This window comes from Geobacter sp. FeAm09 (genome assembly GCF_008330225.1).
GTDB lineage: Bacteria > Desulfobacterota > Desulfuromonadia > Geobacterales > Pseudopelobacteraceae > Oryzomonas.
The window spans coordinates 395370-409154 of the sequence record NZ_CP042466.1 but is presented as its reverse complement, the minus strand read 5'-3'; the positions used below and the strand labels follow the sequence as shown (position 1 = coordinate 409154).

The following is a 13785-nucleotide window of genomic DNA, read 5'->3' as shown; positions in this document are numbered from 1 at the left end:
CCTATCCTCCAATCTGTGCCATCGTGAAATTCTGGTGTTCATACCCGTTGTTGGTGATGTGGTGCCCCTGCGGCTTGGCCATGACGATACCCCGCAGGGCGCGGGCCAGGTTTGCCGGGCTCGGCGGCCGCAGGAAGGGAAGCAGGTTGACCTGTTCATCGGAGAACAGGCACCCCTTGCCCTGGCCGGTGGAGGTCACCCGGATGCGGTTGCACTCACCGCAGAAGTGACCCGAAACGGCGGTGATGATCCCCAGCGTGCCCCGGGCTCCCTGGATGCGGAAGTCCCGCGACGGACCCGCAAAGGCACCCTTGCACACATGTTCCAGCGTATGCCGGGCCGCGATGCGCTCCAGGATCTCCTCGCCGGAGATGCAGTAGCGCTGCCATCCCTCTTCCTTGATCACCGGCATGTATTCGATGAAACGCACCGAGTTGCCGCGGCTCCGGGTCAGTTCGGCGAAGTCCAGGATCTCCCCGTCGTTCACCCCGCGCATGACCACCATGTTGATCTTGGGCGGCGGGAAACCGGCCTTCTCCGCCGCATCCAGCCCGGCCAGGACCCGGTCCAGGTCACCGCCCCGCGTGATGGCGGCAAAGGTCTCGCTCTTCAGAGAGTCCAGGCTGACGTTCAGACGCTGCACCCCCGCCTCATACAGATCTGCGGCCATCTTGTCCAGCAGCAGCCCGTTGGTGGTCAGCGCCAGGTGCCGCAGGCCGTCGATGTTCGAGAGGCGGGAGAGGAATTCCACGATGCCGGCACGCACCAGCGGCTCACCGCCGGTGATGCGGATCTTCTCGATCCCCAGGCCCACCGCGGTTTCGGCGATCAGGTGCAACTCCTCGTAGCGCAGGACGTCGTCATGGCACTTCCGGGCGACACCTTCGGCCGGCATGCAGTAGGAACAACGCATGTTGCAGCGGTCGGTCACCGAAAGACGCAGATAGTTTATGGTTCTCCCGAGGGAGTCAGTCAGTTGCATGGATGATCCGTTCTGCCACGAAATCGGCTATCTGGGACGGGTTGTTGAGATCCAGCACCGGCACGTCCACCTGCAGGGGTTCGTCACTGGCCACCGCCAGCAGGGTGGGGTCATGCTCCTCGCCCCGGCAGAGCAGGGTTGCGCTCCGCTCCCGGCGATGGACCTCGATCTTGGGGAGGCTGCTCTTCTTGAAACCTTCGGTCAGGACCAGATCCACATCGCCGAAGTAGGCGGCGATCAACTCTTCGATGGGGGGCGACGCCTCGTGCTTCTTGATCATGGCCAGCTTCTCCGGGGAGGTGATCAGCATGGTGTCGGCGCCGGCCTGGGTGAGGCGGTGGCTGTCCTTGCCCGGATGGTCGATGTCGAACTGGTGGGCATCATGCTTGATGACGCCGATGCGGTAGCCCCGGCTCTTGAGTTCGGCAATCACCTTCTCCAGCAGGGTGGTCTTGCCGGTCCCCGATTTTGCGACGAATGAAATGGCATGTGCGATCATCGTTACCCCTGGCACCTGATGGCGCTTGCGTGAAATGGTACAGCCCTCATTCGCTGTTTACTTAACCAAGGTCGCCAAGACGACCTTGGTTAAGTTTAGCCCAACAACATTACTTCCGTTGTTTTTCATCCCCAGCTTCCAGATGAAAGTTTTCCGCTATCCGGGTCCAGCCGTTACTTTGCGTGGCTTCCGTCGCAGAAAGGAGCGTTGGCGGTCTTGCCGCAGTTGCACAGACTTACCGTCTTCTTCTCCGTGATCTCGAAAGCAAGGGGAGTTGCTCCACTCCCGGCATGGGCGCCATCACAGAACGGCATCGTTTTCGATTTTCCGCAGGTGCAGCGGAGGTAATTACCCGGCTCCAGTTCAAGAACAATCGGATCCACCTTCGGCTCGACGGTCAAATCTGTTTTGCAGAACGGACAGATCTTCTGTTTGACACCACCTATCGAAGCAAGCTTCTTATGGCAATTCGGGCACTCTTGGGGTTTGTTTACTCCTGCAGGTCTAAAACACATATTTTACTACCTCCTTTTGGATATGCGGAAATGGTACCATCCGCTGTTAATCTTAACTTTCTTCTGTATATAAAACATGCAAAAACGGCTGTTAACTGGCTTATTCAGGTCCTGACACTAGCGAATTCCATTATTTGCAGATAGTACATCTCATGCAGACAGACACAAGTACTTCCTTTTGATGAAACGGGTTCATAAAGAAGCGGGGGGATTTCTCCCCCCCATTACATGAAGGAGGTTCTGGTTGCGAGCCTCGTGAAGCTATCGTTGACTAGAAGCTCATTTCCCACTTGGCGCCGGCTTCCAGCGTCCGCGGCTCCTTGTTGCCAAGCGTGTTCGTCATGTCGTTCATGTAGCCAATCTCAGGCACGATCTTGAAGTTCTTGCTCACCTGGTAATGCGCGTTCACGAAAGCGGCAAAACGCTCGTCCGCACGGGTCTTGCGGTTGTCGTCAGATACGTAGGACGCGCCCGCATAGATCTTCAGCTTCGGGTTCACCGTGTAGCCGATCTGGCCCCAGCCACCGTACGTGTACGCGTTCGCGTCGTTCGTTACGTCATAGTAGGAGGCCGTGCCCGTCGTGCTGAACGTCGCAGAGGTCGCAACATAGGCGCTCGCCGCAGAGCTCATCAGGTCGCCCAGGTTCCGGCCCGTGAAAAGGTTGTAGCTGAATTCAACCGGTGCTACGTCAACCTTGCCGTGGAAGAAGACCAGGTACGAGTGGATGTCCGTCTTGATCGGAGTGGCGTTGGCAGCCGTGACACGCTCAAGGTTGTACAGGTTGTACGATACGCCGCCGCCGTAGGTCCAGTTCGACAGTTTGCCTTCGTAGCCCGTCACGATCTTCGGCATGATGGTGTTGTAGTTCGTGTACGTCGTGGCGTAGGTGTTGGCTGTCTCGGAGAAGGCCGCAAGGCTGCTGCCGGCACCAGCGGCGTTGCTGGTGTAGACGCTGCCGGCACCGGCACGCGGCTGCATCAGGGTGAAGTAAAAGCCGTTGTTCATGGTCAGTTTGATCTGGGCGTAACGGCCGTCCCACAGCGAGCCGTAGGCGTTCATACCGCCGTCGCTGTCCCACGTCATCTGCGTGCGGTACACGTACGGGCTGGGCGCTTTACCCACGCGAATCTTGCCCTTCCCGAAATCCCATTCACCAAACAGCAACCGAACTTCAGGACCGGAGCTCGCGGCCTTCGGGTTGAAAGCGCCCATTTCAGCCACCGCCGAAAAGTCCCCTTCCTTCACGCGGACGCCCACAAGGCTGTCGCCCATCAGGTCGAGGCTGAAGTCGCTGTCGCTCCTCCGAGCGCCATAGCTCGCTCCCGCAGTGGCACTGTAATACTGGTTCTGCGTCCAGTACGTACCAACCCGGACCGCACCGTAACCACTGAAGTCCACCGCCAACGCGGGTACAGACAGCGCCACCGACGCCGCACATGCTACCACTCCAACAATCCCTCTCTTCATTCTCGTCTCCTTATGGTGAATTTACCCATTGGCACAAAAGGCCAATCGGTCAGACATAGCACAGGAAATCCATATAATCCGCTTTACCGCCCCTCCTCCCCGAGTCCACCAGGATTCGTATTTCCACCTGCCACACATATTAGCATCAGTCATGCCACTCGATTGAAATATGTAACAATCTGTTTTCCTTAACCTATTTAATAATTGCCTAGACATAATTTTCTTGTTTTGATATGGCCCTTATCATTATGAAAAAAATTAAGGGGCTTATTAGGCCCCTTGGTTTTGCTGCCACCCCGCATCACTCGGCACATGCAATTCTAACAGCTTGATATTTCTACAGATAGACCTGAATGACGATTTTGGGCACCTTTTTGCATAGCAGTAATATTCTTATATATGGTGTGCGTATTGCGTGGCTAATGCATTGATTTACCGTATACAAAACAAGTGACAAATTATCTTGGCAACCCAGAGGGGGCATGTGATGAGACTTGGAGATTTGGACTTGCGGGAGCTGCTTTCCTTCAATCCCGAAGGTGGCGTGATCGAGCTGTTGGGAGAAAGGGCCATCCTGCTCAATGCGTTCGCCATGGGACTCCTTCGCAAGGAACTCATCGATACCCTGGGGACGTTCGCCGCGCGGAGCATCCTCACCCGCTTCGGCTATGCCAACGGCTGGCGCACGGCCATGAACATCCGCCTCAACATGCCGGAGGTATGGAAGGATTCGAAAGGATACGCCGGTTCGAAGCTCCATTCGCTGACCGGCCTGATCGGGGTCCATCACAATACGCGCACCGACGGGGACGGGGACGAACCGCTCATATCCTCTTCATGGGATGACAGCTACGAAGCAGAGCAGCACCTGTTGCATGTCGGAAAAGCGGATGAACCGGTCTGCTGGACGGAGGTGGCCTTTGCCAGCGGTTTTTCATCCTACGTCGAGGGGCGGGATGTTATTTTCATTGAAGACCAGTGTTGCGGCAAGGGGGACGCCACCTGCCACGTCACGGCCCGCTTCAAGGAGAATTGGGGACCGGAGATCGAGCCCCACCTGGTTTATTATCGAATGGAGTCTTTCCCGGCATTATTCAAGGAGTTGAGCGACAAGCTCCGCTGTACGGAGAGCAAACTGAAAAAACGGCAGAAGCAGTTGGCCTTCCTGGAAGGGGTCGATACCCCGCCCCTCATCATGACCCGCAGCCAGGCCATGCGCAATGCCGTCGATATCGCCTGGCGCGTGGCCAAGGTCGATTCCGCGGTGATGATCACCGGGGAGAGCGGCGTGGGCAAGGAGCTCATGGCCCACTTCATCCACGACCAGTCCGCCCGGGCCGCCCGCCCCTTCGTGGCCGTCAACTGCGGCGCCCTCACCGAGACCCTCCTGGAGAGCGAGCTGTTCGGCCACGCCAAGGGCTCCTTCACCGGCGCGGACAAGGACCGGGTCGGGCTCTTCGAGGCGGCCGCCGGGGGACCCTGTTCCTGGACGAGATCGGCGAGGTGTCCCCCGGCATGCAGGTCAAGCTGCTGCGCGCCCTGCAGGAGCACGAGGTGCGGCGCGTGGGCGAGAACAAGTCCCGCCCCGTCAACGTGCGGGTGGTGGCGGCCACCAACCGCAACCTGGCGGACGAGATCACCGCCGGCCGCTTCCGCCAGGACCTGTACTACCGCCTGCGGGTGATCGAGCTGCAGGTCCCCCCCCTGCGGGAGCGCAACGAGGACATCCTCCCCCTGGCCCGTTTCTTCCTTACCAAGATCGCCCACGGCCAGGGGCGGCCCATCACCGGGTTCACCCCCAACGCCGCCGACCAACTGCTCCGCTACGACTGGCCGGGCAATGTGCGGGAGTTGCAGAACGCCGTGGAGTACGCCGTGGCCATGTGCCAGGACAGCCAGATCGACATCAGCGACCTGCCGTGCGAGTTGCGGGCCATGCTGCTGAAGCCGGTGGTGTCGGGCTGCATCCGTCCCCTGGAGGAGATCGAGCGGGACTACATCCTGGGGGTGCTCCACGCGGTGGGGGACAACAAGGCCCAGGCCGCCAGCGAGCTGAACATCGGCCTGGCCACGCTCTACCGCAAACTCAAGGAATACGAGGCCCAGGATACGGTGCAATAGAGCACGCCGGCACGCCATGGTGAACGGAAACCGCCGGTTTCCTCCGAATAGCAGCGAAAAACGATTTCGCATGTGCAGAGATTTGAACTATCCGAGACCAGATGGAGAGTAACGAGTAATGCCTATTATAGAGTGGGATAAAAAATTCGAACTTGGCATGCAACCATTTGATGAGCACCACAAGCACTTAGTGAGCCTGCTGAATGAGGTCTATGACGATTTCGCGGGCGGTTCCGACAGGGAAGCGCTGGGCATCGTCCTCGATATGCTGATAGACTACGCCATGAACCATTTCGCCGCGGAAGAGCTCCGGATGGGGCTGCACGAATATCCTCAATTCCGTCAGCACTGCGAGGAACACGACAAGTTCTACCGCAGGATCGTGGAAATCCAGAATAATTTCCACATGGGAAAGGGGGACCTGTCCCTCGAGGTGATGAACTTCCTTGGGAGCTGGCTATCGGAACATATTCTCAAATCGGATGCAGATTACGGCCGGTTTGCGGTCGGCCTGCCCCCCGTTGCGGGCTGACGAACCGACCCGAAGGGGCCTCCAGGCCAGCCAGTCCGCCCCCCTCCGTTTTTCCCCGGCAAGCAGGAGAGAACAGGATCAGTGGGAAAATTTTCCCCCGCAATCGCTCTCGTCGCCACGAATCTTTTCCACGGCATGGCCGATAACCGGCCAGACCGCCTCCAGATTCTCCCGTGCTCCCTTGGGGCTCCCCGGCAGGTTGATGATCAGCGTCTGACCACGAATCCCGGCCAGAGCCCGCGACAACGATGCCATGGGGGTCTTTTCCAGGCTCTTCAGGCGCATCAGTTCACCGATGCCCGGAATCAGGCGCTCAACCACCTTCATGGTTGCTTCCGGGGTTACGTCCCGCGGCGAAACGCCGGTGCCCCCCGTGGTCAGGATCAGGTCGGCCGCATCGGCATCGGCCCATGCACTCAGTACGGCCACGATTTGCTCCAGATCGTCGGGGATGACCTCGGTCTGCACCGTGGTCACCCCACGCTCCGCCAGCCATGAGGCCAGGGCCGGCCCGCTCTCGTCAACGCGTTCGCCCCGCGATCCCTTGTCGCTCAAGGTCAGGATGGCCGCTCTCATTGCCCCTCCTCCCGGCGGTACACGCCGCTTTTGCCGCCTTCCTTGTACAGAAGCCGTATGTCGCCAATGCTGATGGACTTGTCGGTCCCTTTGCACATGTCATAGATGGTCAGGGCGGCCAGGGCGGCGCCGGTCATGGCTTCCATTTCGACGCCGGTGCGCTCGAAGGCGCGGACGGTGCACTGCACCTCGATCTTGCCCGCGGTGCTGTCCGGCGCGAACTCCACCGCCACGGAATGGAGGGAGAGCGGATGGGAAAGCGGGATCAGGTCCGGCGTCCGTTTTGCCGCCATGATGCCGGCCAGGCGTGCAACCCCCAGCACATCCCCCTTGGCGACCGTGCTGTTCAGAATGGCGTCAAGCACCTTGGCGGACATGTGTACATCCGCCGCGGCCGTAGCCGTCCGTAAGGTTTCCTGCTTGCCGCTCACATCCACCATAATGGCATTGCCGCGATCATCGAAATGGTTGAAATTCATGGTCCTCACCTGTGTTTGGAGTGTGCGGCGTCAAAAACGCCGGGCCGTGGCCAGCTTGATGGCAAGGCCGGCAAAGATGGTACCTGCGATGCGGTTCAACAGCAGTTGCGCCCGGGCGGATTGCCTGAGCTTGTCCCCCAGCGCCCCGGCCAGGAGGCTGACCGCTCCGAACACCAGAATCGTGGCGACGATGAACAGGCAGCCCAGCAGCAGGAACTGCACGGCCAGTGGCCCCCTGTGCGGATCGACGAACTGGGGGAGAAACGCCAGAAAGAAGATGGACACCTTGGGGTTGGTGACGTTCATGATGATGCCGCGTCGGAAGAGCTGGCCCGGGCTCAGTTGGTCCACCTTGTTCGCCGGCCCGGTCTGGGCACCCGCCCGGAACGATTGCCAGGCCAGGTAGAGCAGATACCCGGCGCCGGCGAACTTCAGGACGGTGAAAGCGGTGGCGGACGCCGCGAAGACCGCCGCCAGCCCGAAGGTAACCGCGGTGGTGTGGACCACAAGCCCGCCGCACAGCCCCAAGGTAACCAGAAACCCGGCCCTCACCCCCTGCTGTGCCGCCTGCGCCAGGACAAACAGGTTGTCCGGCCCGGGCGACAGGGACAGGAGCAGCGAGGTCGTAAAAAAGAGTAACAGCACATTTGCTTCTATCATGGAGACACACTCTCTTGCCGGCCCCGTCGTGGAGGCCTTGTAAAATACCATGCATGGCGCTGCGGAAGGTAGCGCTTCTTTTTCATATCTCCAGCACGCGGCAGGGGATGCCGTTGTAGGTCGCCGTGCCGACCAGCGGGTCCGAGGCTTCATAATCGGCATTGGTCAGCACGTTGGCATTGGCAAGCCACAGGCCGCCGAGGGATGGCTCCGAGGCGGGCAGTTCAGGGTACCACCAGCCGTATTCCACACTTACCACATTATCGCACATCTGGGAAACTTTCAGGACAAATTGCGCCTTGCCCCGCCCGGTCTCGACCCATACCCGGCAACCGTCCTCAAGCCCCAGTTTCGTTGCGGTAGTGCTGCTGACTTCGGCCCACGGTTCGGGATGAAGCGGTCTCAGCGAGCCGAACTGGCGGAAGCTGGAGGCGTAAAACGGCTGATACCGCGCCCCGGTGATAAGGTGCAGCGGAAAATCCTCCCCCGGTTGTTCAAGCGGCTTGGGGGACGGCAGGGGGTCCCCGCCGATCTCCGCAAGCAGTTCATTGTACAGCTCAACCTTGCCGGTGGTAGTGGCAAATCCGGCAGGCTTGCCGCTCTGGAAATCAATTTGCTCGTACTTGCCGTATTCTTCCGGCAGGTTATACAGGCCATACTGACAGAATAAGTCCCAACTTACCCCCGTGGGAGCCAGCGTTGCCTCCAGGCTTTCTTCGAAGCTTTCCCACGGCCAATGGGCTTCCTGGCCGAGCCGGCGACCCAGGGCGCTCCAGAAATCGAAGTCGGAACGACGCTCGTAGTACGGCGCCACGGCTTTTGCGCCGCCATAGATCAGGTTGGACGTGCCGGCCTTTGTTTCGAACAGCGGCCGTTCCAGCGCCCCGGCACTGGGCAGCACATAGTCCGCCAGCATCGATGTGGGGGTCTGGAACAGTTCCAGGACCACGAGAAGATCCAGGCTTTTCAGCGCTTCATACAGCAGACCGGCGTCAGCCTGCGTCAGAAGCGGGTTGGTCGCCATGACGATGAGCGAGCGTATGGGATACGGTTTTCCCGTCAGCATGGCCCGCCAGACGAGATTCGGCTGGGCCGAGGTCAGGTAGCGCATGGGGAGGCGCTTGCCGTGTTTCAGGGTCAACTGCCGGATGCGGTCGTAGGTCGCGTAGGATTGCAGCTTCAGGTCGCCAAGCTGTTTGGCGCGCAACGATTCCGGGAACTGCTCGCTCAACTCAAGGTCGAGCTCCGGGATGAAATCCGGCATTTCCGTCAGGTGCGATGCCCCTTTTGCATCAAGGTTCCCGGTAATTGCCCGCAATGCCGCAAAGGCGTGGTGTGTCGGGACGCTGTTTCGCCCGATCTGGTCCACACCACGCCCGGGGAACAAGGACGACGGCGTGTTCCCGGCATAAAGGCGGGCAACTTCCGCAACAACCTCCGCCTTGATTCCGGTAATGGCTTCCACATGCTGCGGGGTGTACGGAGCCGCCTGGTTCGCCAAACGGTCGAAGCCGTGGCACCAGGCGTCCACAAACTCCGTATTGTAGAGCCGCTCGGTTATGATGACGTTGATGAAGCCCATGGCGAGAACGGCATCCGTACCGGGACGCACCGCCAGCCAATGGGTAGCCCGCTCGGCGGTCCGGGTGCGCCGCGGGTCGATCACGACCAGGGGCTTCCCCGTACGGCTGAACTTCATTATCTGGTGCCAGAGCAACGAGTTGTCCGACTCGGCCTGATTGACGCCCCAGAGTATGGCGCACTTGGTGAATTGCGGGTCGAGTTCATTGTCGATAGTCCAGCCATAGGTCACGGAATTGATCAATGTGCCCGGATTCCAGCAAATCTGGCCGATGCCCACGTTGTTGGGGCTGCCGAACAGGGTCATGAACCGGTGCAGGGGCCAGAAGACCGCATGAGGGCCGCCGATGCAGCTCGCCAGGGTCTCGGGACCAAATTGTTCCTTGAGCAGGGCCAGTTTTCCCGCGATCTCGTCCAGGGCCTGGTCCCAGGTGATGCGCTCCCACTTCCCACTGCCCCGCTCCCCCACCCGCTTCAGGGGATGGTTGACCCGCTCGGGATGATCCAGGAACTCGGGCACGAGACGCCACCGGTGGCAGCCGCGCTGGATCGTCGCATCGCCGGGGTATTGGGTCGGGTCGGGCTCCACCGCCACGACCCGGCCATCGTCAACCGTTGCCATCAGTCCACATTGATAGCCGCAAAAACGGCAATTTGTCTTTACCGTCTCTTTCATGCCGCGTTCCCGGAGCCGATCTCCGACCTCTTCTTGCCATGGATATTCGTCAACTGGTATGAGCAGAACGGGATCAGTTCCCCATTCGGCCCGGCCACGGTCATGCTGCACTCCTTGAGACGCTTGAGGTCCATGTTCATGGCATCCATGTAGCTCATCACGACAATGGACAGGCCCGGACCAAGTTCGGGAAACATCTTGTCGGCGATATCCGGGAGCACGGACCCCTGGGGGCTGGCAGGATCGAAATGCTCCACGTACTCCTTGGTGGTGATCATGCCGGTAAGCGGCCTGAACCGCCCCCGGTCTTCAACGATATAGGTTGCAGAATCGCAGGTCGGATGGGAACAGCCCAAGGGCCACAGGTCGTAGGGAGTCAGAATGCCGTCGCTCTGTTCAGCCAGAAGGTTGGCCACATCCCCCATGGTAAGCCGCCGTTCGTTGGAGACGTCGAAGCGCCCGGAGCCAAAGGCCGGCTGATAGGCAATGCCGGCAATCACATCGCGGTTTTGCAGAGCGAACTGCAGCACCGCGCCAAGCTGGTCATGGTTGATGCCCTCGATGATCGTCATAGCAAGAACGACCTGGACGCCGGCTTTTCGGCAGTTTTCGATGGCCTGCAGCTTGATCTTCAGCAGGTCTCCGCCGCGGATTTTGTCATACACCTCGGAGGTCAGGCCGTCGAACTGCATGTAGATGCCGCTTATTCCCGCTTCGAGCAACTCCGTCACAAACTCCGGGTGCTGGGCGATCACCACGCCGTTGGTATTGACTTCGATGGCTTCGAAACCGACACGCTTGCCCAGACGGACGATATCCGGCAAATCCTTGCGAATGGTCGGTTCACCGCCGGTAAGCTGAATGCTGGTGGATGGGCCGGTTTTTTCCATGATCGCCCGGTACATGGCTTCCAGCGCAGCCAGGTCCGGCCCCGGCTGCGCCGCAGCCTGCACCGCTTCGGCCGCCATGAAACAGACCGGGCAGCGCAGGTTGCACCGCTGCGTGAGCTCGATCTCCACCAGCGTCGGATGCCGCAGATGCGACGTGCACAATCCGCAATCCTGGGGGCATCCCTGCGATGCCGGCACAGGCTGTTCCGGCTTGACAAAGGGGAACTTGAAGGAGTTCATCCAGGTGTAATGTTCCACATCCGGCCAGAGGTAGGTTTTGAACCTCCCGTGTTCGGGGCACTCCTTGTTCATATAGACGGTTTTGCCTTCGGCAACGATCCGGGCACCAACGACCCCCAGACAGACCGGGCAGACGCTGTGCGTAGTACTCAGCAGTGCGGCATCCGGTTTTGTTTCAGAAACACTCATAGGTTCACATCTCCTACCTGTCGATTATGAAAGTGACATACGCGCGGCCGGGGTGGCATCCCGAAGAAAGGCACCACCCCCGCCTCGAAAGCGGCCTGACCTTTGCGGCTGTTCTCCTGCCGCATGGCCTTTCGGCCCTTAGTAATAGCATATCTGCCCGCGAATAAAAACCGGAAGCCGCACGGCCTTACTTTATCACCTCGCGGGGAGAGTAACCAATCCGCACATTGCCCCAATGCCTCCCGTGAATGACGACCGGGCAGGCGAGGTCGATGATGATCTCACCCGATACGCGCATGAAGGTCTGGAGCAGGAACGGGGCGGTGTTCTTGCAGGCCCTGACGCTGGTCCGGTCATCGAAGATGAGTTTTGTACGGTTTTGTACCCGGTCAAGTTCCTTGTTTCCGGTCAACGGCTTGCTGAATTTGAGAAGATGGCACGGGAGATAGCCCCGGTCGTCAAAGCAGGTCGCCGTGGCCAGACCGGGATTGGCGGCGAACACCTCTTCCTGGATCGGCGAGATGATCCGCTCGAACAATGCGTCGTAGGCTGTCGTATACTTCTGGGGGTCCGTGTTGGGTATGGGGGTGTAATTCCGCGAAAAGAGCTGATCCATGCCAATCATACCGTTCTCCAGGGCATTCTCCAGGGCAACCACCACCTGGTCGCGGAATTGCGTGGCAACAGCACGCTTTTCATCATGGTAGGTACCGACACTGAAATACCCTACGGAAGAAAAAATCTGTTCCGCAACCTCCGAAAGCTGCAACAGCGTGTCGTCGGTAACAATCATCTGGCTGTTGACTTCCTGGGCCATGTTCGAGATGCGCTGGATCTTTTCGGTGATCTCCGACGTCACGACGCTCTGTTCCTCCGTTGCCGTCGCAATCTGGTTGATCATGTCGGTCGATTCTCCGGCCAAGCCGAGGATACGCGCCAGGCGATCCCGCGCTTCCCGGGCCGTGGATACCCCATCGGCAACCCGGGCGTACTCCTCATGCATGGCGGCGAGGGCCTGCTGACTCTCCTGGCGTATGGCGCCGATGATACTGGCAATCTCACGGGTGGAGGCCGCGGTCTTGGCGGAGAGGTTCTTGACTTCGTCGGCCACCACGGCGAAACCGCGGCCGTGTTCGCCGGCCCGGGCCGCCTCTATGGCCGCATTGAGGGCCAACAGGTTGGTCTGGTCGGCGATGTCCTCTATCAACCCGGCAATCTCACCGATCTTCTCCGACGAACTGGTCAGACGCTCCACGGTGCCGCGCGTCACCTCAACGCTTTCCCTGATCCCTTCCATGCATTGGCAGGCCGTCTCCACGGCGTTCATGCCGCTATTGGCGGCCTGATCGACGGAAGACGCCAATTCGGCCGCATTGTGGGTGTTGTTGGCAACTCCGTTCAGGGTCGAAGCCATCTCCTCGGCAGCCACCGCCACCGCCACCGACTCCTCCTTCTGGGTGGCCGCGGTAACCACCGCACCCCTGGTCGTTCTGGCCATCTCACAGACCTTGACGGCGACATGTTCCCCCTGATCGTAGAGGGTGGTGATCATGCTGCGCAGCCAGGCGATCAAGGTATTGATGCCCATGGCGAGCTGCTTGATCTCGTCGCTGCCGGAAACAGCCATATCCCGGGAGAGATCCCCCCCGACAGCAGGGCGACCTGCGCCCCAAGCCCGCTGATCCGCTCCACGACCATCCGTTTGAAACAGACGTACAGGGCGACCAGTATGGCACAGAAAAAGGATACTCCCACCGCCGACATGACCAGCGCCAGCCGCAGGGCGCTCCTGAAGCCCGGCTCCATGGAGGAGGTGAGGACCACGCCGCCCAGGTACCTGGACCGGGGCTGGTGGCAGCCGCGACAACGCTCCTCGTTGGCCAGGGGCAACACGACGTTCACTACCCGCTGCCCATCCTTCGTGCCCTGGATATGCAGCTGCCTGCCCGTACCCAGTGCCCGCTTCATATCATCGCTGGGCGCCCCGCCACCCCGTTCCTTGCCGTCGGCGTCGAAGAGCTTGATGTCGAGGACGGTACCCCGCTTCCGTATATCCCCTGCGTAGGCGTCGTATTCCTTCAAGTCCCCCCGCATCATGAGCGCGAGGATGTCGTGGGCGATGGTGTCGGTTAACTGTTGGGCGGCCTTCTTTTGCAGGTCTATGGTGGCATTGTACTGGAGGTAGATGGTAAGCAGCCCCATTCCGGCAAAACCAAAGCAGAGGGTAAGACCGATAATGGCAAGCACCTTGCGGATAAGGCTGGTGGTAAACATGGGACCGTTTCCCTCCCTGGCGGCAGATTTTTCGACTTTGTCACAGCCTTGTGCTGCCGGAGCTACGCCGTTTCCGGCGAGGATTCCGGCTGTCGGGGTCGGC

General features: G+C 59.9%; 12 protein-coding genes and 1 pseudogene. 2 read left to right on the top strand and 11 right to left on the bottom strand.

Going from position 1 to position 13785, the window contains the following annotated elements; genetic code table 11:
- Window position 1 precedes the first annotated feature (1 nt).
- From moaA to FO488_RS01875, 4 genes are all read right to left on the bottom strand, one after another.
- On the bottom strand, window positions 2-982 hold the full coding sequence (gene moaA, locus FO488_RS01890; protein ID WP_149208975.1) for a GTP 3',8-cyclase MoaA: 981 nt from the start codon (window positions 980-982) through the stop codon (window positions 2-4).
- Window positions 969-1481 (bottom strand): molybdopterin-guanine dinucleotide biosynthesis protein B, encoded by a 513-nt coding sequence (mobB, locus tag FO488_RS01885; protein ID WP_205743328.1) that lies wholly within the window; start codon window positions 1479-1481, stop codon window positions 969-971. The genes moaA and mobB overlap by 14 nt, the downstream gene beginning before the upstream one ends.
- A gap of 173 nt (window positions 1482-1654) precedes the next feature.
- A complete protein-coding gene (locus tag FO488_RS01880; RefSeq protein WP_149208974.1) occupies window positions 1655-1996 on the bottom strand; it encodes a CDGSH iron-sulfur domain-containing protein in 342 nt (113 codons plus the stop codon).
- A 271-nt stretch (window positions 1997-2267) separates the two neighbouring features.
- On the bottom strand, window positions 2268-3464 hold the full coding sequence (locus FO488_RS01875) for a hypothetical protein (protein WP_149208973.1): 1197 nt from the start codon (window positions 3462-3464) through the stop codon (window positions 2268-2270).
- A 487-nt stretch (window positions 3465-3951) separates the two neighbouring features.
- Between FO488_RS01875 and FO488_RS20560 the strand changes: the two are divergent.
- Window positions 3952-5585 (top strand): annotated as a pseudogene (locus FO488_RS20560) (sigma 54-interacting transcriptional regulator).
- Between the two features lie 118 nt (window positions 5586-5703).
- Window positions 5704-6117: a bacteriohemerythrin gene (locus FO488_RS01865; RefSeq protein WP_149208972.1), complete on the top strand. Its 414-nt coding sequence runs from the start codon at window positions 5704-5706 to the stop codon at window positions 6115-6117.
- A 78-nt stretch (window positions 6118-6195) separates the two neighbouring features.
- On the opposite strand, the gene FO488_RS01860 is transcribed toward FO488_RS01865, so the two are convergent.
- The 7 genes from FO488_RS01860 to FO488_RS01830 form a co-directional block, all read right to left on the bottom strand.
- Window positions 6196-6693, bottom strand: a complete 498-nt coding sequence (locus FO488_RS01860; protein ID WP_149208971.1) for a molybdenum cofactor biosynthesis protein B — start codon at window positions 6691-6693, stop codon at window positions 6196-6198.
- A complete protein-coding gene (gene moaC, locus FO488_RS01855) occupies window positions 6690-7172 on the bottom strand; it encodes a cyclic pyranopterin monophosphate synthase MoaC (RefSeq protein WP_149208970.1) in 483 nt (160 codons plus the stop codon). Before moaC ends, FO488_RS01860 begins: the two co-directional genes overlap by 4 nt.
- Window positions 7173-7202: 30 nt before the next feature.
- Complete coding sequence (locus FO488_RS01850) at window positions 7203-7832, bottom strand: LysE family translocator (protein ID WP_149208969.1); 630 nt, start codon at window positions 7830-7832, stop codon at window positions 7203-7205.
- A gap of 82 nt (window positions 7833-7914) precedes the next feature.
- Entirely contained in the window at window positions 7915-10089 is a 2175-nt protein-coding gene (locus tag FO488_RS01845) for a molybdopterin-dependent oxidoreductase (RefSeq protein WP_149208968.1), read from the bottom strand.
- Entirely contained in the window at window positions 10086-11408 is a 1323-nt protein-coding gene (locus FO488_RS01840; protein WP_149208967.1) for a radical SAM protein, read from the bottom strand. The genes FO488_RS01845 and FO488_RS01840 overlap by 4 nt, the downstream gene beginning before the upstream one ends.
- 187 nt (window positions 11409-11595) lie before the next feature.
- On the bottom strand, window positions 11596-13035 hold the full coding sequence (locus tag FO488_RS01835) for a methyl-accepting chemotaxis protein (protein ID WP_149208966.1): 1440 nt from the start codon (window positions 13033-13035) through the stop codon (window positions 11596-11598).
- Window positions 12978-13682: a hypothetical protein gene (locus tag FO488_RS01830; RefSeq protein WP_149208965.1), complete on the bottom strand. Its 705-nt coding sequence runs from the start codon at window positions 13680-13682 to the stop codon at window positions 12978-12980. Before FO488_RS01830 ends, FO488_RS01835 begins: the two co-directional genes overlap by 58 nt.
- Window positions 13683-13785 lie beyond the last annotated feature (103 nt).

Coding starts and splice junctions, on each gene's coding strand:
- FO488_RS01845 (WP_149208968.1), bottom strand. CDS start 10,089: ATGAAAGAGACGGTAAAGACAAATTGCCGTTTTTGCGGCTATCAATGT.
- FO488_RS01865 (WP_149208972.1), top strand. CDS start 5,704: ATGCCTATTATAGAGTGGGATAAAAAATTCGAACTTGGCATGCAACCA.
- FO488_RS01850 (WP_149208969.1), bottom strand. CDS start 7,832: ATGATAGAAGCAAATGTGCTGTTACTCTTTTTTACGACCTCGCTGCTC.
- FO488_RS01875 (WP_149208973.1), bottom strand. CDS start 3,464: ATGAAGAGAGGGATTGTTGGAGTGGTAGCATGTGCGGCGTCGGTGGCG.
- FO488_RS01880 (WP_149208974.1), bottom strand. CDS start 1,996: ATGTGTTTTAGACCTGCAGGAGTAAACAAACCCCAAGAGTGCCCGAAT.
- FO488_RS01840 (WP_149208967.1), bottom strand. CDS start 11,408: ATGAGTGTTTCTGAAACAAAACCGGATGCCGCACTGCTGAGTACTACG.
- moaC (WP_149208970.1), bottom strand. CDS start 7,172: ATGAATTTCAACCATTTCGATGATCGCGGCAATGCCATTATGGTGGAT.
- FO488_RS01835 (WP_149208966.1), bottom strand. CDS start 13,035: ATGGCTGTTTCCGGCAGCGACGAGATCAAGCAGCTCGCCATGGGCATC.
- FO488_RS01860 (WP_149208971.1), bottom strand. CDS start 6,693: ATGAGAGCGGCCATCCTGACCTTGAGCGACAAGGGATCGCGGGGCGAA.
- mobB (WP_205743328.1), bottom strand. CDS start 1,481: ATGATCGCACATGCCATTTCATTCGTCGCAAAATCGGGGACCGGCAAG.
- FO488_RS01830 (WP_149208965.1), bottom strand. CDS start 13,682: ATGTTTACCACCAGCCTTATCCGCAAGGTGCTTGCCATTATCGGTCTT.
- moaA (WP_149208975.1), bottom strand. CDS start 982: ATGCAACTGACTGACTCCCTCGGGAGAACCATAAACTATCTGCGTCTT.